Genomic DNA, 24559 nt, shown 5'->3' with positions numbered 1-24559 from the left:
TAGAGGTGAATTAGGAGCATCGGTTGGTACTTATGTGTAGGTTAATTCTTTAAAGCAGGAAGATGCCCTATCAATTCTTCTGCTATCTTCCTCAATTCGGCGGTAGTGGTGGAAGGATAGGCGATAGGCCACCATTTGATATACCGCTCCAATTGCCGGGCAGTGGACTCTTTAGCAAATGCAAAATCTGAATTGGCAATCTCATTTAAACAGGAAGCGGCTTTTTCAATCGCTTTTGCCTTTTCCGCCTCAAATTCATCGGAACTCACCGTAAAAGGCTTTAGCGCATATAATTCCGCTAATGTACCACTCGCCCAAATACGGTCTTCCTCCTTCATTGCATTGAGCTTATCTTTTTCTGCGGCAAATAGAGTTACGCACCACCGATCATGTTCATTTAGTAATTCTCCTTTAAGTATTGCCGTTAGTGATAAGTATTGTACAGCTGTCCAGTGATTTGCCAGCATTAACTCATGCCCTCGCTGATAATAGGTTCTGGCTTTCTCAAGGGATTTCTGCGATTTTTTGAGCAAAGCATCCTGATTTTCATTAGCTCGCTGTCCCTGTCTATTATAGTATTCTGCCAAACGTTTGTAGGCGCTTCCTAACAACCCAAGATGCTCGGCCATCCGTGCCGGGTTATTGGCAAAGCCTTTGTTTCGGTTAAGAAGTTTTTCCAGTCTGGTAATTGCAAAATTTAGATTTTCATCCGCCCGTTTATCAATTATTTCTATTCCTGCGGCCTCTTTTAAAGAGAAATCAGTCCAGGCATTGGCAGCTTTCATAATCTCTAAGGTTATTTTGAGCTGAATGTCTTCAAGTTGGTCTTCAAAATTGTCAGGAAATCGGGCATAGGCTACTAAACTCGCCCAATCGTGAATATCCGGGTGATCAATAGCTTTACGAGTATAATAAAGTGCTGTACGTGGATCTTCGCCCAGCAGAAGTCTTGGATAAAACTCCTTTACCAACTTTACCGAACCATCCATTGAAAGCGGGAACTGGGATGCCAATACATATGAGAAGCCCGACTGATGTAAAATATGAGCTAAGCTGCCTCCGGGTAACATATTGGTGCCTTCATTTCCCCCATCGCAAGCGGCTATAGTTACTACGGCCGGACTATAAAACTGATTGTCATTTATGTAACGCAGAGCATCTGCTAACCGGTAACCGTCTATTGCATCTGCACGAATTAAAGTGTCTTTTTTTTTTATAGGCTTCTCTAATTTCAGAGCGATTGCAAACCGTGGCCCAAGATCGGGGTCTGCAATTGGTGTCCCATGTGCTAAGATATGAACATGTGTGTAAGGATTGCTCTGTCGAACAGCTTCTTCAACTGTAGCCTGAAGGGCAGAATAAGTAGCATCTTTTAACTCTGTAATCAACGAATTATAGTCTTCTTCAGGGTTGGCTTTACGTTTGTCGGGGCAAACCCAAGGCAATAAAGCTTCTTTTAGTTTTTCTAAATGTTTTTGGGCGGGAACCGCTCTGGGATCCTCCGGATCGTTGGGGATTGTACTGTTTGATTCGGGCTCGGCCCAAACAAATAGTATGCGGGGTTTGATTGGCCAATCGTATTTTTTAGGAGCTACCTGGCGAACTTCTCGTGTTATTGTAGTGAGCCGTTGCGGATTCATTAGAAATGGGATTTCACGTCCGCCCTGAAATCCATTGGGAGTAAGAGCAAGCTCAAAAGGCAGCATAGCGAGTTCACGGGGACTCATGATTAAACGTAAGTGGAGCCAACTGTCATTACAACCGGTTTTTGCTTGCAGTGCCGGAATTTCTTCAAAAATTTTTGTAATAATTGCCTGTAATGCCTCTTTTGCTAATTGAATTGGTATAGCCTTGATGCCTGATTGATAACGCAGGAGTTGTAAATAGCGAGAAAATTTATACTGCTCCAGTTCTATCCTGAACTCAGTAGGAGGCTTATCTTCGCTCAAAGCCAAATAGGTAATACCTGGTGATAGGGTCTGATTGTGCGGTGTACCCGTCCGGAGTAACTCTATGGTCATAGAATTACTCACCGACGGGTATACGGGTTGACTTTGCTCATTCATAGCTGTTAGTCAATTTACTTCGGACAATTTTTGGCCATCAAGGTCTTCAAATGGATTTTCATCTGATTCATCTTCCCCTCCTTCAACTTCGTCTCCAAGAAAAGTAGGTCCCCCTCCTATTAATCTAAGTTTAAAAAGGCCAAGGGCAATAACTCCTGTTTCCCCTTTAATCTCTAAACCAAGTTTCTTATTCGTTTTTAAGCTGAATTTTACAGAAGCCTCTCCAACATTAAATTGCTCCAAACCGTTTCCTTCAGCCGAAATCGTAACCTCTGTTCCACCCTCATTGGCACCAATAATCAGCGCTTTTTTAGCTGTATATACTTTAGATACAACTATAAATTTTCTTTTCCACCCGTCAGTCTCTTTAAGCTTTATAGCTACCTGATTGACATTATTGATTATTGAGACATTAATAATCGGGGCATTAATCAGAAACGACTCATCTTTTTGGAATTTATAGGTCACATTCGCCTTAATTTCCGCTTGTGGAGTAATATTAACTCCTGCATTAGCGCCTGAATCAACCACAACAGTTTTTTCTGATATGAAATTAAAGGAAATATCTTTCCCGGGTTCATCAGTAAACGATACCCCAAAATCAGTAAAAATATTACCCAATTTTTCAAAAACGCCATTTGAAATTTGGCCATAATCGCCTAGCTTAAACGGATCTGTAACAGGCAACCAAGCGGCATGAAGCTTAAGCTCCTGATGAATAATGTCTTCGTATTTTGAAGCAAGTCCCATAATTTTAATTGGTTAAAGTTGAAATAATCAAGCATTTTAATATGCCTTACAATTTATTTATATGTTTTCAAAAAATCTTTATGTTAAATGATTTTGATGTCTAAAAGTTATCAAGTGGTAAATTGTGAAGAAAATGCATCAATAAAATAACGAAAAATTGGTTTTTAGAACACCTTCTTCTGAAGTAATATGCTAATTTTCAACTTAGTAGAGTTGACTATTAATGTTGACCGCTATCTGAATTATTTATTTTATGTCTATCTTGACCCACGAAAGTTTGCCGCTCAACCTTTGAAAAAACACCTGAACCGGATTCTGATGAATATCTTCCTCTCTTACAATCGCAAAAACCAAGTCTTTGTCGACGAAATTGCCAACAAACTGAAAAGCTTCACGATTGGTGTAACAGATACGCTGTTTTTTGACAAAGACGAACTTCGTTCAGGCGATGAGTGGGCGAATAAAATCCAGCAGGCATTGGTCAACAGCGATGCCTGTGTGGTGTTTATCGGAGAAGACGGAATAGGGAAATGGCAAATGAAACGCATTAAATAATCGCCTGTATCTGTCTTTCTTACCACTTGATAACTTTTTGGCGGTGCCGGTATCAGCTATTCTTGCTTTTTGTAACTTGCTGACAATTCGTGTGTTATATGGCCTTCGTGTATAATACGAAACCTGCTCGCCCATTACAAACCTTTTAACCTCTACTTCTCGTGTCAGTCCTAACAATCAGCATCCCCGGTGTCAGAACAGACAACGCCCCTGCCGATACCACCGAGTATTTGGCCATTGAAAAAACGTATGTGATCGGGTCCGCTACCCGAGGAGAGGCGGTCACATCTCATGTGGAGGAGTTGGATGGGAGTAAAATTATTGAGTTTGTTTACGATGATGATACCGTCTGGGTAGGTGATTTTACCACCATTGATGAGATTTTTCCCGGCACGTCAAAGCAGTTGCGAAGTACGGAAAATGGAGATGGGGTATTTGTCATTCCCACAGAGGTACAGGTAGGCGATGCAAGTCGCGGAATATTTCAGAAAATAGCCCTGAAAATTGTTAAGATTTTTACGAAAAAAGTAGTGTTAGCTCCGTTGGTGCATAAGCTGGCCGGGGAGTTGGAAGATAAACAATTGGGCGAACAAAGGGGGCTGTTGGGCTTTACCGATGCCTTTACATTGGTTAAAAAAGAGTTAAAAGAAGATACCCACTATTTGCTTTTTATTCACGGTACAGCTACCTCCACCATCGGTTTGAAAGAGAAAGCGCGCGGTTCGTTTGATGATTTAAAAGGAACGGACGTTTGGAGTGCGGCCACTAGGGCGTTTCCGCAAAATATACTGGCTTTCCAACACGAAACACTCACCAAAAGTCCGCTGGAAAATGCGTTGGATTTGATTCGCCAACTTCCTGCCAAGGTTACCCTGACTCTCGTCACCCAATCGCGCGGAGGACTGGTGGGTGATATTCTGAATCGCTTTTGTCCGGGAGGAAGCGCACTGCAAGTTGGTTTTTCGGCCAATGAAAAGAATTTTCTCCGAAAGCAAAAACGCGACAAAGATCTTGAGTTGATCGAAGAGATTGAGATCGCGATGCGCGATAAAAGCATCACGATCAACAAATTCATTCGGGTAGCCTGTCCTGCCAGCGGTACAACGTTGGCTTCGCGTCGGTTGGATACTTATTTCAACGTCATTTTTAATGTCATCGGATTGGCGTCCGGCCTGGCTGCTACTCCCGTGTACATTGCCTTCAAAGACCTGCTGGCGGCCTTGATCGAAAGCAAAGACGATGCCTCGGCCTTGCCGGGGTTGGAGGTGCAAAACCCCAAGTCGGCGTTTAACCAAATGCTGAACAATATCCAACCGGAAACCATCATCAGTACACCGCTCATTATTATATCGGGCGATGGCAAAATGAGTCTTCGCTGGCAGGGGCTCAAGGTCGCGCTGTCGAATTTGTTTTTTTGGGGAGACAATGATTTTATCGTGGACAGTCGCTCCATGTACAACGGTGCGAAACGCGAGAATGGCAAAGTGCAGTACTTTTTTGATGAAAGCAGCGATGTAAGCCATTTCAAGTACTTTGAAAATACCAAAACCCGAAAGGCCCTGCAACTTGCCTTAGAACATAAGGGCGACACGCTCATCCCAAGCTTTTCGAAATTAGATACCCGAGCGTTTACGGAGGCCGAAATCAGAAATATAGATTCGATACTTCCGGGCGGAAAGGTCTTTCGCACTGAAGTGTCGGGTAAAAAGCCCATTGTAGTTTTATTGCCGGGGATCATGGGCAGTACGCTATCGGTCAATGACAAGGCAGTATGGATCAACCTCTTGGGTTTCGCCTTTGGAGGATTGACTCGTTTGGTACACAGCGAAGCCAACAATAAAAATGTAAAAGCAGATGGACTGGTGGGCAGTTCCTATAAGAAACTGACCGACCATTTGTTAAAAAATAATTATGACGTAGTGACTTTTCCGTTCGATTGGCGCACCGATATGAAAAGTAATGCGACGGTTTTGAATCGAAAAATCATCGAACTCCAACAGCACCGGCAACCCATAAAACTCATCGGACACTCAATGGGGGGCGTGTTGATTCGGGATTTTATCATTAATCACTCCGATACCTGGAAAGAATTGAACAGCAGTAATGATTTTAGGCTGTTGTTTCTGGGTGCTCCGTTGGGTGGCTCATTCCGAATTCCATACGTGCTTTTTGGCTTGGATTCTTTGATCAGGAAGTTGGATTTTATCGACGTTACCAATTCCCAAAAAGAGTTATTGGTACTGTTTTCCCAATTCCCCGGTATTCTCAGCCTATTGCCGTTAACGACCGACACAGACAACGATTTTGCTAAGCCGGCCGTCTGGGAAAAAATGCGGGACGCCTTCGGTGAACCGGATTGGCCAATTCCCGCCAATGCATTATTGGAGGACTTTGCAGACTATCGCAATAACTCCCTTCAAAAAATGGGGAACATTGATTTCGGGCGGACTGTTTACATTGCCGGACAAACCCCCAAAGGAGAGCAGACCATCAGTGGCTATCGCATCGTCGATAAAGGAAAAGGACCTGAGTTGGAATTTCGGGCCACGCAGGAAGGAGACGGAAGTGTAACTTGGGAGAGCGGCATACCGCAGGTGATGATTGCGCAGAAATCGGTTTATTATTCAGATGTGTCTCATGGAGAACTGGCTAATGACTCCAAACTGTTTGGAGCCATTACGGATATTTTAAGCACGGGTTTAACTACGCAACTCAAACGAACCCCACCGGCGCTGCGTGGCCTCGGTACTGACCATGAATTTGAGGCCAAAGCATCGTTTGATTTTGACCTTTCGCCCGAAGGAGTGGAACGAACGCTCTTGGGGCTGGGGACTGATACCCGCTTCACGACCGGAGATACACCTATTACCGTAACAGTGAGCAACGGTGATCTGAAATACGCGTCTTTTCCGCTGCTCGCAGGGCACTTTGACAAGGATGGTATTCTCTCTGCCGAAAAAGCAATCAACTGGCATCTGGACGGGGAACTGAGCCGCAGGCATCAATTAGGCCTTTATCCGGGCCCAATAGGTACCGGCGAAATTATTTTGCGGGATACAGATAAAGGCTTTCAGGGAGCTATCATTGTGGGTTTAGGAAAACAGGGCCTGCTCACCGAATATTGGCTAACCTCTACAGTAGAGCAGGGAACGGTTAAGTATCTGGCGAATTTGAACAGTAATCCGGATAAGATAAATGATAAGAACTCAATACCAAAGCGCGGTATTTCTGCCTTGATCATTGGTTCGGGCTACGGCGGGCTGCGCATTGAAAATGCCGTGCGATCTATTATTCAGGGAGTACAAAATGCCAACAACAAAGTCAGACAACTGTATGCTTCGCCCAAGTTGATTGATACCATTGAATTTGTTGAATTGTATAAAGACCGGTCATTGGCCTGTATGAAAGCCATCAGTGCCATTGAAAAGGAAGAAAGCCGGGCACTGAATATTTTCAGAAATGGAAATAAAATCAAACAACTCATCGGATGGCGGGAAAGGCTGCCCATGGATGATACGACCGAATGGTGGACGCGCATCAGTGTACACCGCTACTCGGAAGATGAATTACCATCGGAAGCACAACGACGAGCTTTGCGATTTGCCATTTCGACGGACGCGGCTCGCATGGAAGAGCGGTTATTGAAAACGGTAAACGAGACTCTGCTCGGTATGTTGGAGGAGTTGTCAAGAAAAGATGCCTGGTCGCCGGAGTTGGCAAAGACCATTTTTGAGTTGATGATTCCCAACGATTTTAAGGAGCAGCTTAAAAGACAAAACAATATTATTTGGATACTGGATAAATACACGGCGGCCTTTCCTTGGGAACTCCTTCAGGATAGCATTACCAACGCGCGTCCCCTAAGCGTCAATGCGGGGATGGTGCGTCAGTTGTTGACCGGTAATTTCCGTATCAATGTGAATCCTGTTGTTGAACAGACGGCGATTGTAATTGGGGATCCTCAATTGAATGGTTTTGCCAGACAGCTTCCGGCGGCCTTTACTGAGGGGGAAAGTGTGGCCGATCTGCTGTTAACGCAGGGATTTGAAGTGAACCGTCTGTTAAAAGAAACTGCCGCACAGATCCTGCACAATCTGTTCGGTAAAAACTACAAAATCGTGCATTTGGCCGGACATGGTGTCTTCAACAGCGACCCTAACAAACCTGCGGGCATGTTGATCGGGCAAAATGCGTTCCTTACCCCTGCGTACATAGATCAGATGAGCAATGTACCGGAGTTGGTATTTGTAAATTGCTGTTTTCTGGGTCAATCGGATGGGGATGCAGAAGAATTTAACAGAAGCAGATTCCAATTAGCGGCCAATATCGGTACACAATTGATCGAGATCGGTGTCAAAGCCGTGATTGTGGCGGGTTGGGCAGTCAATGATAGTGCGGCGCTTTTGTTTGCGGAGCAGTTTTATAAGGCCATGTTTGAAGGCTACACTTTTGGTGAGGCAGTTAAAAAGGCGCGGAAAGCGGTGTATGAAAACGACGGTGCAAAAACCAATACGTGGGGAGCCTACCATGCCTACGGCGACCCTTTTTATAAACTTTCAAACGAAGCCGTGAAGGCAGACATCGTGTATGACTTTGTCATTCCCGAAGAAGCGGAAATTGAACTGGGCAATTTGCTTAATAAAATAGAGCGCGGCGGGTATGATTCTGAAGAAACAATTCAAACGATGGATGCCATTGAGCAGGCACTCACCAAATCGGGAATCAAAAGCGGGCGCATCACCGAACTTCAGGCGCTTTTGTACAGTGCTTTGAATGAATATGAATTGGCCGTAGCTAAGTTTGAAGAGCTTTGGAAAGTTGAAAAGGCTTCTTTCTCCTTTTCGGCCACTGAAAAATACTGCAATACAAAAGTTAAGCTGTATGTGGCGCAGGTAAAGAAAAAAGGCGCAGCCAATCCCCAAGTCATAGGTGAGGCCATTGACGGGTTGAAAGGAGTTATTGCTGATTTGGAAGGACTCAGCCGTTTTGGTGCCACGATGGAGCGCACAAATCTATTGGCAAGCACGTACAAACGGTTAGCGATGCTCAGCAGTGGCCCTGACAAACGCAGTGCCTATGAATGTTCGGCTTCTTATTACCGCAAAGCGTACGAAAATCCCGATAATAAAAATAAATACTACCCTCTCACCAATTGGGTAGCGATTGAGAATGCCTTGGTGTTGGAAGGGAGCCATAGTTGGGGAAAAAATCACCTGCTGAAAAAAGGCGATTTCTTAAAGGCACTCGACGCAGAATTGGAATTGCTTCAATCAAAAGCCGCCGATGACCGGGATTATTGGGATTGGATCGCCGAGCCAACTCTTTTATTATGTAAATTCCTTTTGGAAACTCCCAAAGTGACTTTTGAATCTGTTTTGGAAAAATACACCTCCGTTTGGAAAATGGTCGGAACTCAAGGTCAGCGTCAAGCTGAAATTGAGCATTTGGAGTTTTTGGAAGATGCCTTGGGGATGGGTAATTCTCAAAAAAAAATTCAACTTTTGGAGGAGGTGAGTAGGTTGAAAATGGTGATGGTGGGATAGTGTAATAATAAATTTTACTTTATTTTTGATCCATGCTAAACTGTCACAAATTAATTTCCATACAAATTATTTCTTATTTGAATAATTGCTGAATTATATATAGTTTTAGCAGTTTTTGATCGAAAGTGTAACAAAGTATTTGTTTTTTTAATATTAGCTTGACTCCGAATTTTTAAAAACTTTTAATGTTATCATATAACTATGAAGACTACTGCAAATTCTTCCTTTATTTATGATGTATTTATCAGTTATAATCATGCTGATTATGTATTTGTCCAACATTTGTGTGAACGTTTTAAGCAAGATAATATCAAATACTATCTTGATAAAGAAAATATACTTTGGGGAGCGAATATCCCTAATTCAATACAAAAAGCCTTGTCTCAGAGTAGGCATTTATTGTGTGTTTTTTCAAAAAAGTATTTAGAATCTGCTTGGACAAATATAGAGATGTCATCTAGGCAAATGCAAGATCCTAATGGGGATTTTAGATCTATTCTGCCAGTTATAATAGAAGATGATGTAGTACTGCCAGTTTTAATCAGACCTTTATATTCAATTTACTGCAATGGAGTTAAAGCATTGGCCTATCATTATCCATTCATGCTTAAATCTATTAAAACATTAAATTATGTTGTGGCATATAATGATACTGCAGAGTTGATGATAGATATTTCAGATAAGAATTATTTACAACCAGCTAAATTTATTTTTGTAATCGGTAATCCTGGGGCTGGAAAGTCTACATTTAGCAGAGAGTTATTAAAGCAAGTAAATGCACATTTTCCAACAAAAACTATAAAGTTTTATAGCGACTACCCTTTTCTTCAAATATTATTTCGGATGGACCAAGGTAAAACAGATAGATTTCGCCCAGATGACACTTCTGAATTTGAAATTTTAGACCCGCAAGTTTACAATGAGGCGTTGGAGCTTATTTATAAGCAAGTTATTGAAAAAGATTTTTCAGACGTAGCTATCATTGAATTTTCAAGACCAGAATATGATTCGTCGTTTATATTTTATACATTAAGGGCATTAGTTAATAGTGCTATTGTACATATTGATGTTCCTGTAGAGATATGTATGGAAAGAAACGAAGGGAGGCGAAAAGAGCTTGAAAAAAGGCTTAAAGGAGCTGCGAATAATGTTGATATTTTTGGTGATAATCCAGATCTTCATTATGTGCCTCCCTTTGTATATGATAGGTTTCGCAAAGATGTTTTAACAAACGATGAACAAGCCTTGGGTTTAGCATTAATGCCCTCACGTGGATATTTTAGAATAATTAATACAAAAGATGGTTATCATGAGTATAAAAATTATATTCATGATTTAATAAATGTTGATATTTTTCCCTTAATAAGTAAAAAAGAAAACCTGGTACATTACTACAAGAGGCGCTTGAAATCTTTAAGCGATTTTCTTAAAAACTTATAAAAAGAAATGAAAAATACATTAACTGTATATTCTGATAAGCGATATATTATTCTTTGGCTCTGTAGTTTTTTGACTTTTGGTAGTCTTTTCTTTATAATAAGCCACTTTGAAGATTTTTTTAAGGAGTTCAGTATAAAACCTCCCTTTAAAATTAGTTCAGGACTAGCAGTCTTGCTTTTTTCAATAACAGCAGGGTGTACTCGATTTTTTACTGTTAAGTTGACAAATAAATATGGCGAATATAAAGTTATAGTAGGGAGTATTTTAATAAATTTCATCAGTTGCTTCGGTTATTATATTTCCTCTTTTTTTGTCTCTTACTCAATAACTATATATATATTCCTTTCTTTTCGAATTTTACACGGATTTTCTCTAATTTTTCAACCTGTTTCAACTGCAATTATTACTGGTATTTTCTTAAAATCTCAAAGAGGTCGCTTTTTAAGCGCTTTTTCATTAAGTGCAAGTATAGCTATTGGACTCTTTCCGATGTTAAGTAGATTGTTAGATAATCATTTTAGTGAAATATTTTTAGTAGCTTCTATGTTTCCATTAGCTGCTCTCTTGCTAATGATGTTTTATCCACGCTCTTCAACTGACAAAAAACAAAACGATGACAGTAATAGTGTTCTTTTTAAAGAGAGTTTTCCTGAAAAAATCTATTCACCAATTCTTATTACATTTTTAATATCAATTATTTATGGAAGCTTAATTGTTTTATCAATAAAAATGGAAAAGGATATTGAAAATGAGGGTATCCCTGAAGGTTTTTTTTTTCTTGTTATTACAATAGTCTCAGTGTTTATAAGGTTAATTACAGGAAAATATTTTGACAAAATAAATAGATTGGTTTTATTAATGATATCAGCTTTTTGCGCAACCTTAACAATGATTATTTTTAGTTTTGATCGTTCCCTTATCTTGTTTATATTAGGGGCATTTATTTTTGGCGTCTCACGTTGTATTTTCACTCCAATAACTTGGGCTTGGATAGCAGATGTTGTCCCCGACGAAACTAAAGAGTATTGTTATTCAATAAATACTTTCTCTACAGAAATAGGTATAGGCATTGGAGCTTTAATGGCTTCAATAGAATATCCGGAATTTATAAATAAATACCTTATTTTTGCAATTTTTCCTGCTTTCTCATTTATTTATCTTTTAAGTTTGTATAAATTTTATAACAAAACTTTTTGACCCTATTAGAGAACTTTTGGATAGCTCATTTAGTGGTTAGGGGCTGGTGCTTTATTCAATATGAGTGTTTTATTGATCTGTGCATTAGTCTGTAATGAAGGCTACCTCTTTTTTGTTGAAGAACGCCTGCACTAATTTTGGGTCTTTTTGCAGGCATTTGACTTGATCAAGAATTGCTGCCGTTAGCTTCTCCAGACTCGTAAAAACCTGATTTTTTAAACTGCGTTTTAACTGGCTCCAGACCAACTCGACTGGGTTGAGTTGGGGACTATAGGCCGGTAAACGTTCCAGATGAATCCGTCCCGGGCGGTTTTTCAAAAAGGCTTTTACTACTTCACTGCGGTGGATGGCTGCTCCATCCCAGATAAGTAGCATATCCCGCTTGCGATAACGCCCACACAGCTTGTTAAGAAACCACACAATGTCCTCGCTGGTAAATGACCGGTCTTGACCCGCTAAATAGATCCGACCGTTAGGAGCAATAGCGGCAATCAAGCTCAAATGAGCGCGTCCTGCTTTCTCAACGAGCACCGGGGTTTGTCCACAAGGTGCCCAGGTGTGCGCTAGTAAAGGTAGCAAATAACACGCCGACTCATCCACATATAATATAATCCGATTCTCATCCTTGGCTTTTTTTGAGTTCAGGTAAACGCTCTTCCCGCCATTGAGCAACAGCCTGAGGGTCTTGCTGACTGGCTTTTCGCTGTGGTTTCTGTCGACTCCAGCCTACTTTCTTTAGAATCCGGCCTATTTGGGAAGGGTCGTAACTGACGCCAAAGAGCTTCTTGATCACTTCATTGACTCGGGGACGAGTCCAGATTGCTCCGCTAAAGCCATGATGTTCGGCTCCTTTGTTAAGCTCAACCACAAGTTGCCCCAATTGTTCAACCGATAAACGGGTCGGTGCTCCAGTTCGCTTCCCTTCTTGCAAGGCAGTTAACCCTTGCTGGTTGTATTTCTTAAGCGTTCGACTAACCCAAGGTTGAGTTAGGCCAAATGCTTGAGCAATAGCTGCTTGTTGCCAACCTGCTTGGCTCAGTTCAACACAGCGTCGGCGAAGCGCTTCGTAATCGGATTGTTTATAGATTGCCATTAAAGAGAAAGTATCTTACATAACGGACTTACTCACGCATCAATAACGTTTACTAATTTTACTACCGGGAAAAATGAAAATTGGCGAATAGTATACAACTTATTCAGTCCTTTGATTCGCTGGTTGAATGACGCCTGAAGAGCCCATTTTACCGCTGAGAACAATGTCAAGAAGGGAAAATACTTCAAGTGCTACTATCTGACAAATGGGACACTTGCAAAATTTTGACATCACTAAAGGTAATAATCTCACAATTTATCAAGTACTAAACCAGCCACCGCTTTCACCTGCACCCAATCCTTCTCAATATCCGCTTCCGTAAGGAAATAAAAAGGAGTAAATGTATCCCGCGTAATGCGCTTTAAGCTGCGGAAAGGTTGTCCGGCTTTCCAGGTGGCATTGGCAAAACGGCATAGCAGTTGTTTGTCAGCTTGGCTGACAGTGCCGTCTTTAATGGATTTCAGGATCTCGGAAGGAAGTTTGTGTTGGGTGGTTTGGAGATAATCAAGTCCGCATTCCAAGGCGTAAAACCCGGCTAAGTTCGTAGCAATTTTTTGTCCCTTTACGCTTTTTGTTATGGTAGCTTTTTCTTCTTCGGGAGAGAGAAAAGGAGGAGGAATTTGTTTTTGAGCGGTATAATAGGTGGAGTCTAAAAAGGACGCAATGTCGAAGGCAAATGACTCGTCTTGCAGCAAACTTCGTATTTTTTTCATTTGATCCTCCAAAGAACTACCCCTAACCTCCTGCATGGAAGCTAAAAGCTTACCGGCAGCCGCTACAATTTGGTCATAATCTTTCTGTACTTCGTCTTTTGGCAGCAGACTCGCTGCTTTGAAAATGGGTCGTTTGATACGGTCTAAGTCACGGAAAGGTTGGCCCGCTTTCCAAGTGGCATTGGCAAAACGATTCAGCAACAGCATCGTAGCCGAGGCAGCCTTTTTCTCAACAAGGATTTGAAGTAAGTCAGTGGGTTTTTGATGGGTTTGACTACATAGCGCACCAAGGCCGCATTCCAGCGCGTAAAACCCCGCCAAATTGATGGCGATTTTCTCTTCTTTTTGACTCATTTGTACGCTTGCCGTCTCTTCCGATTTTGATAAAAAGGGTGGTGGCGTTTCATTTAGGCCGATGTAATAAGCGGCATCCAACGTTTGGGCCATTTCCAAAGCGAAATCTTCACTGCGTAGCAGAGAGTCGATGATGTTACGTTCCTGATTGATTTTAAGACTCATTTCCTGTTGTTTGTTATCTTGGCTATTGTGTTTTACACACGACAAAGGTAGAAACAGGAAGCTAAATACAATCAGTGTTTTATAGTTATGTGTGGTCATACTTATTTTAAGGACAAAAATGGTGAAAATACAAAGGCATATTGGGAAGTTAATTTTTTGAAGTTTTCCATTCACCAAATGTCGGGCTTCCAAAGTCAGGTTAAAAACGACTGATTTTCTGCATAATCACTAATAACGTTCATTAGTAAGACCAACATAAGTGAAATTTTTACTTGCCAAACACCTGTTTTGCTTTAAAATAATAATTACTTCGTGCTTGCAGTCCATTTGTTCCACCACGTATTTTTTTTGTGATAGAAGGCAAATCCTCTTTATCAGCCAGTTTGTTCAATTTTCTATCTTGCCAATACCTGCAGGCCACATCAGTAGCCACATCAACAGTGCGTAACAATTCAGGATGATTTACAAGATCATATTTCGGTGGATTTGAGAAAGTAGAATAATTGCTTCTGCCTACAAGCATAAATAAGCCACGACCGTTATATTTTATACCATCGCCGGGTTGTGTATTGCCCAGATCCAGTCTTCCTTCGTATGCAGAACCGGCATTAGCACCCACTTCTTCTAAATAATAAAGCTCTCCGGTTTCATAGGCAACCTGTGCAAGAAATGCAGCTATTCTGTTAGTGGTATTTATTTCGTATATGTCCATCACTTTATTAAAAGCTTCCACAAACTGGGTTACATTTTTAGCGGAAGCTTTCGGCATTACCTGCTGTACTTGTTGTGTAGTAACTGAATGAATTAACTTGTCGTTATTTTTTTCAGGATTAATATTTGCTTCTAACTCATTAGTGATAGATTTAAGTTTGTCGATACTTGCAGTGTCAGATGTTTGACTGATTACAGTATTGATATTTTTTAACGCTTTTTCGGTAAGCGCTTTTGCTTTCGCTTTGGCTATGCTATCAGCTGTGGCATAATATTCCTGCGAAGTGATAGCATCTAATAGATTTCTTATGCTATCTGCCTTTGCCAGGGCTTTTCTTTCTTGCTTTCGTGCTTCGCTGTATGCCCTATCTGCCTTTGTCTTTGCTTCTAATGCCTCTATTCTGTTCATTTCAGACATTTGTCTTGCATTCTCTGCCAATTCCTTTTGCTTTAATGCCTCTATTCTACTCATTTCAGACATTTTTCCTGCCTTTTCTGCCAATTTTGTTTTTCTATTTGCTTCCATTCTGAGGCTGTCAGATACTTGTCTTTCATAATTTGCTATTTTTTTTTGTCTATTTGCTTCATAGCTTTGCCGTAATGCCTCTTTCTCACTTTCCTGTGCTGCTTTTGTCTGAGCTCGAAACCAGAAGGATACTACTGACACTGCAAACAATAATAAAGCAGCAAAGCCATAAATAAATTTTCTTATACGCTTTTTATTTCGTTCTTCCCTTGCCTGTTGTTTACTTTTTTCTAAAAATAAAAGTGTTTCTTCATAACTGTTATTATACCTGGCTGCCCATGCTGCGTTTGGGTTTTGTTTTTTTTGCCAGTTCACCGCTACCTGCAATTCCGCGCCGCTTATTAAATCTTTTTTTCCTTCTTTATTTAATGTTGCTGCTTCGCTCAGGCGCCGGTAGTTTTTGGCTGATTCTGTTTCTTTATCCACCCATTCAACCAGTGTTTCCCATTGGCGTATCAGGCTTTCGTGCGATATATCAATTAATGGATTTTCTGCGTCAATTGACTTGTTTATAACAAGAAAGCATCGTTTGTCATCATTAAAGTGATTAATGATTTTATATATTGCTTCAGAGTCTGCACCTGTAAGATTTGTCAATTCATTCAGGTGGGCAGGCCTTCGTATTTTTCTTCCTCCGTAATCAGTAGAAGTAAGCGCCTGAAATATTAATTCTGTAATGTATTTCTCTTCGTCACTTAAAACGGCCAATGCTTCATCAGCATGTTGAGAGAGTGCTTTTTCAATACCACCAATGGCGATGTAATCGTCTAAGTCAAACACTCCATTGCGGCCGGTTTTCATTTCCTGATCCCATATACGCATAAGAGAATGCTGTAGCAACGGCAATTCATCCTTCACCGTTTGTACATCATTCAGCAATTTCGTTGTAAGTGCAGGATTAATGGTTTCTCCATATAAACGAATAGGGCCTTCAATGGCATTTTTAAGTTGTTCACGGGTAGGGCGTGGTACAAGATACTGGCTTTTGTTTAAAGCTTCAGGCAATCCAAAGAATTGTGAGCAGTCGCCAATAAAATCAGAACGCATAGTGATAACAACATACATCGGCACGGTCGTATTGTCAACCAGTTCCAGTAAAATATTTACAAAATCAATGGCCTCATCTTTTTTAGCTGCGTCTTTTGATTCAATCGAAAAGCGAAATAATTCTTCAAACTGATCAACAAGAATAAAAATATTAATGCGGTTTTCATTGTACACCGGTTGCAGTAAATCAATGATAGCGTCGGCACCCTCTTTTTCTATTTTATCTACGAAGCTCTTTACGGAAGCAGGGGAGTTGTCTTTTTGCATTTCACTCAAAACAGCATTTGCAAAATTATAAAGCGGTCCTTCACCGGGTTTAAAAATGGGGGTCATCCATTTGTCCCTGTCATTTACAAGATAGCCGGCTTTCAAACTTGGAATAAGCCCGGCACGGATAAGCGATGATTTGCCACAGCCTGAGCTTCCTACTATGCCTACAAAATGATGCCTATGTAACCTTTGTAACAGTTCAATAGTTTGTTCCTGTCTTCCAAAAAAAAGAAGGCTCTCATCAATTTCAAAGGGTCGCAGACCAACAAATGGATTTTTCGATATTACTGAATTCATGCTGCACTTCCTCCTTTAATTTTTTTTATAAATGCATCAAGCATTTCTGCATTCAAATCAGGATTCGCACTATTATTTACAACATTTACTTTTAAAAAACGCTGGTTAAGTTTGATTTCATTATTCATTTTATTGGGGGGAGCCATGTACACATAGAAATCATCAATTGCATAGTTATTGGTAACAATCAATTGAAGTGCAGCACTCATACGTTCAAGTACCCACTCTTTTGAAACTTGGCCATATAAAAAAACCAGTTTATTTACTTGGCTTATGCGCTGAGCAAGGAGGTTAATATTTTTCCTTGGATCATCTTCTTCGGGATTGATATAGGGCTGCATATTGTTTTTCAATAGTGCTTCTCCTAAAGTAAATGCATATAGTTGATCGCTTAAATGAGTATCAAGTAAAACAGAAATTTTTGCTGAGCTTTCTCTTCTTGCACGGTATTGTTTTATAGCTTCTGCATAATCCGTTATCTGCCTTGTGAGCTCATTTTTATTGCCTCGGATAAATTCAAATTTATTTTCGGGTTTGTTGTGTTTTTCAAGCTCTTGTATAAAGACTTTGTATTTTTCTTCTTCAATATTATTTTCATCAAGATCTGATGGAACCCACAATAATTTGGCTGGTGATAATTGCAATGAAAGTTCAACTTGTTTTTTAGGATACCAAGTGTCGGTACCATCAATATCCCGGCCTGGAAACTGGTCGAGCAAGTGGATAGCTAAATCAGCCTTGGGTAAAATCTGTAGTAATTTTTGCTCGTGTGCTGATACTTCATCCGGCGGTGGTATATTCGTAATAATGCTGAACCCAATTTTCTCCAATTCAGTCATAGTTCTTTTACGTGCTGTACGAAGTGAATCAGATACTTCACCAAAATAAAGTGTGAGGCCGTTTTTCGGGGTAGGGTTATCCAGAGGGGCAGCGGTTGGTTGCAGCGTATCATCAACCGCTAAATTACTCCCTGTAATAAATGACACTTTACTTTGTTCCCTTGGAAACATTTCAAAAATATGAACCAGTGAATCCCGAAGGTCTTTTAGTTGCTGTGTAAATGTAGGGTCAGTATAATCAAGCGGATCACCAAGATCATCTTTGTCTTCTGATTTATAAAATGGAAAACCTGTCGCCCTTCCAAACTGATTTGGTAATTGAGTATGAGGTATATTATTAAGCAGTACCTTTATCATTCTTGTAGTGTCCCCCACACTAATACCTGTTTTTTCTGCGGATGATTTTGTGTAAAAAAGATTCATTTCTTTTTTACAATATTCTGATTGAAGATACCCGGGAGATATAAGGCTAATAAACAAGGCGGAATTTTGAATGCCATCTTCGATTGACTTGTCAAATAATTTCGTCCCATTTAATTTTTCGGTATCCCACCATATTTTTACAGCATTCATTTTACCAACTCGCTGTGCAAGTTTAATGTTAAGGCTTTGGTAAAAAAGTTCTATCCAGCCATATTCCTGACCAGGCATTCTCATATTGTCAAGGTGAGCATAACTGATAAAAATATCGTAAGTATATCCGGGGATATATGCCATGATTGGTTTTAGGTATAGTTTTAATAAACCGAAATAGTCTTGCGTAATATAAGGAAAAATTAAACCAATAAGCTTATAATAATAGATTAAACTCACCTAAATGATGTTGTTTTTAATAATCTTATTAGCGCTCCCCAAAAACTGGACAGTAATAATAAGTAAAAATCAATTAATCACTAAGTAGACTTGTTAGAACTGTGAAATTTCTAATATTGTCTGATTTACTTTCTGAATAAATGGGTAATTTAGTCCTTCAATTATGCTTTTATTATACATAACCCTGATAGTTAAATCAATTGAGAAATTTACGCATATGTATCTACGGGGGTACCGATCTTCAAGGTGCGTCACCCCATTTTACCTCCGAACTTACTCATACAATTCTGAAAACAATTCCGGGATGTATAATCATAACCGGCGGATTCCTTCATTCGAGCAAAAAGCCTCATGCAAAATCTACTGATTCAGCTGCATTAGAGGGTGCTAAACGATATGCGGCTGAAAGTAATACAGAACTAAAAAAATGTTTTGAGGCTTGGATTCCCGAGCCTAACCTTGACAAACGTCAGGAAGTTGAGGGAGTGAAGAGAATGGATGAAAGCCAAGGAATTACTGTACGGGTGATGCAGGGAAAAACCCCATTAGGTCGTCGCTTGGCAATGGTCGCAGGTGTAGATTTTGTACTGACAATTTCCGGAAAAAGGCACACTGAGGTAGTAGTAGAACAGGCGTTGGAGTTAGGTATTCCTGTTTTGCCTATTCCTGATTTTGGAGGTGACTCGCAAGAACTGCTTAGGAATTATCGAGAACGTATTAAAGCTGCATTTGAACCAAATAAATTTGACAATTGCCTTAAAATGCTATCGAAAGAGCTAAAAAATAAGGAGTATGCAAAAGCGGCTAATGCTGTTATTGATTTGATTGGAACAGCAAAGTTGGGAAAATGTCTCATTCTGTTGCCTTATGATGAAAAGCATAATGAACTGTATATTTCAACCATTGAACCGTGGGTTGCAAAGCACATGATTCCCGTTCGTTTGGATCTGCTCCCGGGCAGCGAATCGATATATACGAATTTTGCAGAGGCAATACGCTCGTCTTTAGCTGTTATTGCTGATATAACGGTTCTCAAAGATAATGTAATGTATGAAGTCGGTTATGCACACGGTCTTGGACTGACCCCTCTGATTTATACACAAGATAAAAATCGTCTCGAACAACTACCGGTCTACCTCCGAACATTGAATGTACAAATTGCACTTAAGGATGAAGACATAAAGCAGCTTATTGATGATTACTTGAGTTCGGTTAAGAAGAAAAAAAAATCTAGTTGGCTTTAATATTTTTTGCCCTTCTCACAAATCTCGGAACCTTAGATAAACCTTTAAATATTGACCTCTATGAAACTATTTAATTTTTTTAAAAAAACACCTTCCCAAGCACGGGCTCAAACAGCAATCAATCCTTACAGGGACCGTTCAGTAAATTTTACTTACAATTTACTTTTTTGTGACAATCCTGACCTATATAAGGAGGAAAAGCAACAGCCCCATATTTACCCGTTTGATCTTTTATTTTCTGAAACAGTTTCAGTAAAAGACCTGCAAAAAATTATTGAAGACGAAGGCTCAGACCCCAGAGTTAAAATTCTTGCCTATAATAAACAAATAGCGCTCGGTCACAGTCCAACGAAGAAAGAACTTCTTGGAGTAATTATAGAAGTTGCCCTTGATGAAGGGCTTGATGTTTTAGCTTCTTTCAATAACGGAACAGCACGATACATAAACCATACGGAAAGAATAATAGTTTGGGAAACAACCCATGACGAAGCGGCAAACAAAATAACCAACGACTTATTTACCTGTAGTCAGCATATAGTAAATCAAATTGGCCCTTGGGACAAACCACGGAGGCCAAATCCGGCTAAGGGTAATGTAAGAATTTCATTTCTTGTTGCGGACGGACTTTATTTTGGCGAAGGACCAATCAATGTTTTATTCAATGATCCAATGGCAAGCCCGGCCTTGGCAAAGGCAACAGAGTTAATGCAATACCTGACACGGAAATCGTTGGAAAAAAACAATTAAACCAAATTAGGTTGTATCGGATGGGTGAATGAAGTATTGCAACAGTTTTTATCGTTCCTATGCCTTGCTTAGCAACTTGGATGGCCGGTACACAAACATAAAGGGACACATAAAAATCCATTATCGAAAAACAAGTCGTAGGTTGTGGGAAATCTATTTAATGAGCAAATTGTTACTGACTGGTAAAACTATTATAGGTTCTTGGTTTGCCCTACTCGGTTCGAATATTTTAAGGGTTGCAACTCAATAATATCTATATCCTTGCCATGTTAAATATTTAAATTACTATTTTCTAAAGCCACTTTGACTAATTAATGTATGCCGCCGTTCGCAAAAATCTTCGGTATTTTCAAAACATCTCGGAGATTTGGAAAAGCGATGCGGATATTTTCGACATCACGGACACGTTTATTGAAAAGCTTCAGCAGACAAAAGAACTGACCAATACAGTCCAGATGGGTTAAATAAAATTGGTATTAATGATTATCCCCACCAAAGAAAAATAAAGCTAAGGGATATCAATGCCAATATTCTGCATAATAACTTAGGTGGAAGGCCAATGCCGGGTCAAAGCCCACGTTGGGTGCTATTTAGGTATCCTTAATTGTTTATAGTATTGATTTATCTGACATGGTCCAGACGACCACTCCCGCTTTTTCTTTCAAATACAAAGATATGCCTTTGGTCTTCGCTTTCAAGGGTAATTTAAACGGCCACTTCGGTGAGCCGATCGTTCGTCGCCGCCCTTGACAATTTCACCAGTCGGTATAAAAAGCACTTAAAAAGAAAAAGCTTTCGGAGAATAGAGAAAGGTGACCTTCTCCCGAAAAAGTGTCTAAGGCTTGGGAAAAATCAAGAAATTTGAATCAAAAAGAGCTTACAAAAAAAATGTAAGCTCTTTTTGATGTGTATTGAAGCCGCAATTATTATTCTCGATCTATTGATAATAATTAACTCCCTTAATTAACTGCTCTGAAAAGCTATAGATGTCATCTATGGTAGCAATTTCTGATTTAGCCTCTTTCTTTTCAGTGTCAAACGTACCAATGTATTTTTTGCCGCTATTCAGGTATAATCTGCAAATGGGTTTTCTGTTATTGTCATCCAAAAAAATAGCGAAATAAGATAAAGCATCCCTGTGAACAATCCTTTTGGATTCAATAACCGGCCTTAAAATGGAACGAACAATGTAGAATGCTTCCAGTTCTTCGGCAGTCGTTTCAACCTCCTTACCGGCAGAGGTAGCTATTGGTGCAACAACGACTTCTTCAATAACATCTTCTCGCTGGACCTGCTCCTCGATTGTAATAGCAGATTTTAATCGGTCGCTGATGCTATCACTTATGTAATTATTTAAAGTGCGTTTTACCAAAGGTCTGAAATATTCCAATGTTTTGGCGGTTACGGCAGAGGTATAAACCTGCTTCACAAAATACTTGACAAAATCGTCCTTGGGTTCTTGAAACTCTCCTTGAATTAGATGGCGTAACTCATTTGTATATTTTAACTCACTCGCAGATTGAAATACGCTTTCGGGATTAAAATACGTTTTGTGAAACTCTTTCAGGCGTTCTATTTGTCCATCTTTTATATCTTCAATATTAAAGTCTAAAAAGGGTTTCTCGTCCATTTTATTAGGCTCAATCAAATCAGTATAAAAACGGTAGATAATACCATTCGTAAGAAGAGCGAATTTTGCTTTTGATACATGAAAATATCGGAGTAACTGTCCATCATGAATGTCAAGTTTTTGCTTCCAATGCTTACATTCAATTAATATAATGGGTGTATCATCACGAAATATGGCATAATCAATTTTTTCACCTTTTTTAATACCAATGTCACAAATAAATTCCGGGACAACTTCCAATGGATTGAATACATCATAGCCCAGACTTTGAATGAATGGCATTATAAATGCGTTTTTGGTAGCTTCTTCAGTATGAATATTATTTTTCAGTTTTAATACCCGCTCAGAAAGCTGTTTGATTTGATCTTTAAAATCCATTGTTGTAGAGGGTTTAAGTAGTTAATAATCAAATTTATATATAAGTCGAATGATACTCTGACTTATGCTGCAAAAAGGCATATACTTATTTTTCTACGCAACTCTTCTAAAATAATTATCAAGCGGTTATTCCTAAATCAATTGTGACAAATGAAGTTGTGTGCTTTGAGTTTTATTCAAATTGACTTGAGTGATTTTTTATATTTTAATAACAAATCTATTCTCTACTCATCAGGAAAACAACATAAAAACTGTATATTGCATTCATCCTTAGACCTCTACCTGATAACAAGCGTTTCTCCTTTAGTTTATGACTTGGTTTAATAAAAAAGATATAGTCATACTTCTGGTATGCGCAATTTATTTCATAAGCTGTGTTGAAAAGTATCCAATTTATAAAGGAGATGCGTTAGTCATCAGCCAATCCATATCTACACGTCCGGTGGTGAGTGGTTGCCAAGTTAGTTATACTATAAATACTACAGGTGTACCAAACGCTTCGGCTATCAATGGCTGGATACGCAGTAGTTTTAGTAGCTTCGCACAGGCAGGAACATATTTACAGTTTATTGAACGCAGCAGCGGGAGTATTATCCTAAATGTGGTATTTAGAGAACAGGATGCTTTGCCTTACTCGACTACTCCCGGGGTATTTTCATTTAAAAACTATACATTGGGGGTACTTGATAATAATACGCTTACCCTTAACCGAGATTATGCATGGACCGAATCCACCATTCGTAAGGCTGTAATGTATCACTTAGGGCTGTTTTTAGGAATGTCCCCAAATCAACAGGATGCTGCAAGTATTATGTCTCCACTTCTGCAAAATTCAGGTGCTTCTCTCACCACAGATGACATAGCGAATCTCAAAGCATTATATTCCGCAACTCTTCCAATTACCTTATCCGGCAAAAATGCAGTTGTCAATCCGAGGGGGACGTTGTTTACTGTCAATTTCCAAAATCCTAAAAAGTTTCTCATAAAAGATTTTGGAATTACCTGGACCGATGAATTTGGGAATGTTGGTACCGGGTATCGCTCCCTTAATAATACTACAGAATCCATTGCTCAAACCTATCAGGTACTTTCTTTACAGCAAAATCGTGCTTACACTTGTCGCGCATATGTTCAAACGGAATGTCAAGTAGTTTATGGAACGCCATTCACCATACGAACTCCGGCATCAGGCTCTTGGAATAATTTAGGCAATCTTCCATTTAGCGAGCGTAAAGAAAGCACTGTTATCACTACAAATGAATTATGGGGAAATGCCTTTGTTATTGGAGGAGAATTAGCCGGTGGACAGAAAACAAATGAAATGTGGCAGTTTTCTGCCCAGACCAATAGTTGGCAGAGTCGGAAAGCATTCCCGGGTGCTGTCAGAAGTGGAGCGGTAGGATTTGCTATTGGAGATAAACTGTATTATGGATTAGGAAATGTCCCCAATTTGCTGGCATCGCAATTACGTGATTGGTGGGAATATGATATTGCAACGGATCAATGGACACAAAAAAAAGACTATCCGGGAGCGTTACGTTCGGCTTCCAGTGCATTTTCTTTTCAAACCACCGGGATTGTTACTCTGGGGGTTAATTGGACATCAGGAGGGGGTAATACTTTATTTGGTTCTTATAATAGAACTACTTACAGATATACAGCAGCTACTGACACTTGGAGTTATGTAGGAGATTCTCCCATTACAACAGCACTTCCAATTGGAAGTTTCAGACTACAGGGAGCCGGATTTTTATTGTTAACCAACCGTGAACTTTGGCGTATTGATTTACAATCTGCATCGTGGAATAATTTGGCAAGCTTACCAACTGACATCGTTATCAACCAAACACAACCTATTGCAGTTACAATCGGAACTTCTGATGCCGTAGCAATCAACAATGCTGGTTTTTTTGGATTGTCGGCATTCATAAATAATGCAAACCCTTCCTATTCAAAGCAGTGGTGGCAATATTCAATGTCCAATAATTCCTGGACTCAATTGATTGGATCAACCATTGACAATCGCCATAGCAGTATTGTCTTCTCCTTAGGAGAAAAGATTTACATATTGGGTGGACAGCGTACAGTACAAGGCGGAACGATTACCAATTTGAAGGATTGGTGGGAGTATAATCCGTAAAATTCTTATGGGTTAAAAATTACTTGGTGATTTGTATTATC

General features: G+C 39.8%; 16 protein-coding genes. 8 read left to right on the top strand and 8 right to left on the bottom strand.

The features are described 5' to 3' along the window. Positions 1-41: 41 nt before the first annotated feature. On the bottom strand, positions 42-2066 hold the full coding sequence (locus ACQY73_RS06395; RefSeq protein WP_428663046.1) for a CHAT domain-containing protein: 2025 nt from the start codon (positions 2064-2066) through the stop codon (positions 42-44). Between the two features lie 9 nt (positions 2067-2075). Continuing rightward, the gene (locus ACQY73_RS06390) at positions 2076-2816 is read right to left on the bottom strand and encodes a hypothetical protein (protein ID WP_428663044.1); all 741 of its coding nucleotides are present in this window, start codon (positions 2814-2816) and stop codon (positions 2076-2078) included. Between the two features lie 213 nt (positions 2817-3029). On the opposite strand from ACQY73_RS06390, the gene ACQY73_RS06385 reads away from it, so the two are divergent. The 4 genes from ACQY73_RS06385 to ACQY73_RS06370 all read left to right on the top strand — a co-directional run bounded on the left by ACQY73_RS06385 (position 3030) and on the right by ACQY73_RS06370 (position 11551). Further along, the gene (locus ACQY73_RS06385; RefSeq protein WP_428663042.1) at positions 3030-3371 is read left to right on the top strand and encodes a toll/interleukin-1 receptor domain-containing protein; all 342 of its coding nucleotides are present in this window, start codon (positions 3030-3032) and stop codon (positions 3369-3371) included. A gap of 161 nt (positions 3372-3532) precedes the next feature. After that, positions 3533-8914, top strand: coding sequence for a CHAT domain-containing protein (locus ACQY73_RS06380; protein ID WP_428663039.1), 5382 nt, complete (start codon positions 3533-3535; stop codon positions 8912-8914). Between the two features lie 201 nt (positions 8915-9115). Beyond that, positions 9116-10354, top strand: a complete 1239-nt coding sequence (locus ACQY73_RS06375; protein ID WP_428663036.1) for a TIR domain-containing protein — start codon at positions 9116-9118, stop codon at positions 10352-10354. Positions 10355-10360: 6 nt separating this feature from the next. Next, positions 10361-11551 (top strand): MFS transporter, encoded by a 1191-nt coding sequence (locus ACQY73_RS06370; RefSeq protein ID WP_428663033.1) that lies wholly within the window; start codon positions 10361-10363, stop codon positions 11549-11551. Positions 11552-11635: 84 nt separating this feature from the next. Here the strand turns inward: ACQY73_RS06370 and ACQY73_RS06365 are convergent, their stop codons facing one another. From ACQY73_RS06365 to ACQY73_RS06345, 5 genes are all read right to left on the bottom strand, one after another. Beyond that, complete coding sequence (locus ACQY73_RS06365) at positions 11636-12151, bottom strand: IS630 family transposase (protein WP_428663030.1); 516 nt, start codon at positions 12149-12151, stop codon at positions 11636-11638. 19 nt (positions 12152-12170) lie between these two features. Beyond that, a complete protein-coding gene (locus ACQY73_RS06360) occupies positions 12171-12644 on the bottom strand; it encodes an IS630 family transposase (protein ID WP_428663027.1) in 474 nt (157 codons plus the stop codon). Positions 12645-12892: 248 nt separating this feature from the next. Beyond that, the gene (locus ACQY73_RS06355; RefSeq protein ID WP_428663024.1) at positions 12893-13876 is read right to left on the bottom strand and encodes a hypothetical protein; all 984 of its coding nucleotides are present in this window, start codon (positions 13874-13876) and stop codon (positions 12893-12895) included. 268 nt (positions 13877-14144) lie between these two features. After that, entirely contained in the window at positions 14145-16727 is a 2583-nt protein-coding gene (locus tag ACQY73_RS06350; protein ID WP_428663021.1) for a hypothetical protein, read from the bottom strand. Further along, positions 16724-18283: a toll/interleukin-1 receptor domain-containing protein gene (locus ACQY73_RS06345; protein ID WP_428663018.1), complete on the bottom strand. Its 1560-nt coding sequence runs from the start codon at positions 18281-18283 to the stop codon at positions 16724-16726. The genes ACQY73_RS06350 and ACQY73_RS06345 overlap by 4 nt, the downstream gene beginning before the upstream one ends. Before the next feature lie 296 nt (positions 18284-18579). Here ACQY73_RS06345 and ACQY73_RS06340 point away from each other — a divergent pair, with 296 nt between their 5' ends. From ACQY73_RS06340 to ACQY73_RS06330, 3 genes are all read left to right on the top strand, one after another. Then, positions 18580-19623 (top strand): hypothetical protein, encoded by a 1044-nt coding sequence (locus ACQY73_RS06340; RefSeq protein ID WP_428663015.1) that lies wholly within the window; start codon positions 18580-18582, stop codon positions 19621-19623. 60 nt (positions 19624-19683) lie between these two features. Further along, on the top strand, positions 19684-20370 hold the full coding sequence (locus ACQY73_RS06335) for a hypothetical protein (RefSeq protein ID WP_428663012.1): 687 nt from the start codon (positions 19684-19686) through the stop codon (positions 20368-20370). Positions 20371-20684: 314 nt separating this feature from the next. Beyond that, complete coding sequence (locus ACQY73_RS06330) at positions 20685-20834, top strand: hypothetical protein (protein WP_428663010.1); 150 nt, start codon at positions 20685-20687, stop codon at positions 20832-20834. Positions 20835-21307: 473 nt separating this feature from the next. Here ACQY73_RS06330 and ACQY73_RS06325 read toward each other — a convergent pair whose 3' ends face one another. After that, positions 21308-22378: a type I restriction endonuclease gene (locus tag ACQY73_RS06325; RefSeq protein ID WP_428663007.1), complete on the bottom strand. Its 1071-nt coding sequence runs from the start codon at positions 22376-22378 to the stop codon at positions 21308-21310. Positions 22379-22688: 310 nt separating this feature from the next. On the opposite strand from ACQY73_RS06325, the gene ACQY73_RS06320 reads away from it, so the two are divergent. After that, on the top strand, positions 22689-24518 hold the full coding sequence (locus tag ACQY73_RS06320; RefSeq protein ID WP_428663004.1) for a Kelch repeat-containing protein: 1830 nt from the start codon (positions 22689-22691) through the stop codon (positions 24516-24518). Positions 24519-24559: the final 41 nt, after the last annotated feature.

Origin of the sequence: Runella sp. (genome assembly GCF_965279615.1) — a bacterium.
Classification (GTDB): domain Bacteria; phylum Bacteroidota; class Bacteroidia; order Cytophagales; family Spirosomataceae; genus Runella.
This window is presented reverse-complemented; position numbering and strand designations above follow the sequence as displayed.

Excerpts from the sequence above, each read along its gene's own strand:
- ACQY73_RS06320 (WP_428663004.1), top strand. The coding sequence starts at position 22,689 with ATGACTTGGTTTAATAAAAAAGATATAGTCATACTTCTGGTATGCGCA.
- ACQY73_RS06345 (WP_428663018.1), bottom strand. The coding sequence starts at position 18,283 with ATGGCATATATCCCCGGATATACTTACGATATTTTTATCAGTTATGCT.
- ACQY73_RS06335 (WP_428663012.1), top strand. The coding sequence starts at position 19,684 with ATGAAACTATTTAATTTTTTTAAAAAAACACCTTCCCAAGCACGGGCT.
- ACQY73_RS06390 (WP_428663044.1), bottom strand. The coding sequence starts at position 2,816 with ATGGGACTTGCTTCAAAATACGAAGACATTATTCATCAGGAGCTTAAG.
- ACQY73_RS06350 (WP_428663021.1), bottom strand. The coding sequence starts at position 16,727 with ATGAATTCAGTAATATCGAAAAATCCATTTGTTGGTCTGCGACCCTTT.
- ACQY73_RS06375 (WP_428663036.1), top strand. The coding sequence starts at position 9,116 with ATGAAGACTACTGCAAATTCTTCCTTTATTTATGATGTATTTATCAGT.
- ACQY73_RS06325 (WP_428663007.1), bottom strand. The coding sequence starts at position 22,378 with ATGGATTTTAAAGATCAAATCAAACAGCTTTCTGAGCGGGTATTAAAA.
- ACQY73_RS06360 (WP_428663027.1), bottom strand. The coding sequence starts at position 12,644 with ATGGCAATCTATAAACAATCCGATTACGAAGCGCTTCGCCGACGCTGT.
- ACQY73_RS06395 (WP_428663046.1), bottom strand. The coding sequence starts at position 2,066 with ATGAATGAGCAAAGTCAACCCGTATACCCGTCGGTGAGTAATTCTATG.
- ACQY73_RS06355 (WP_428663024.1), bottom strand. The coding sequence starts at position 13,876 with ATGAGTCTTAAAATCAATCAGGAACGTAACATCATCGACTCTCTGCTA.
- ACQY73_RS06370 (WP_428663033.1), top strand. The coding sequence starts at position 10,361 with ATGAAAAATACATTAACTGTATATTCTGATAAGCGATATATTATTCTT.
- ACQY73_RS06330 (WP_428663010.1), top strand. The coding sequence starts at position 20,685 with ATGTATGCCGCCGTTCGCAAAAATCTTCGGTATTTTCAAAACATCTCG.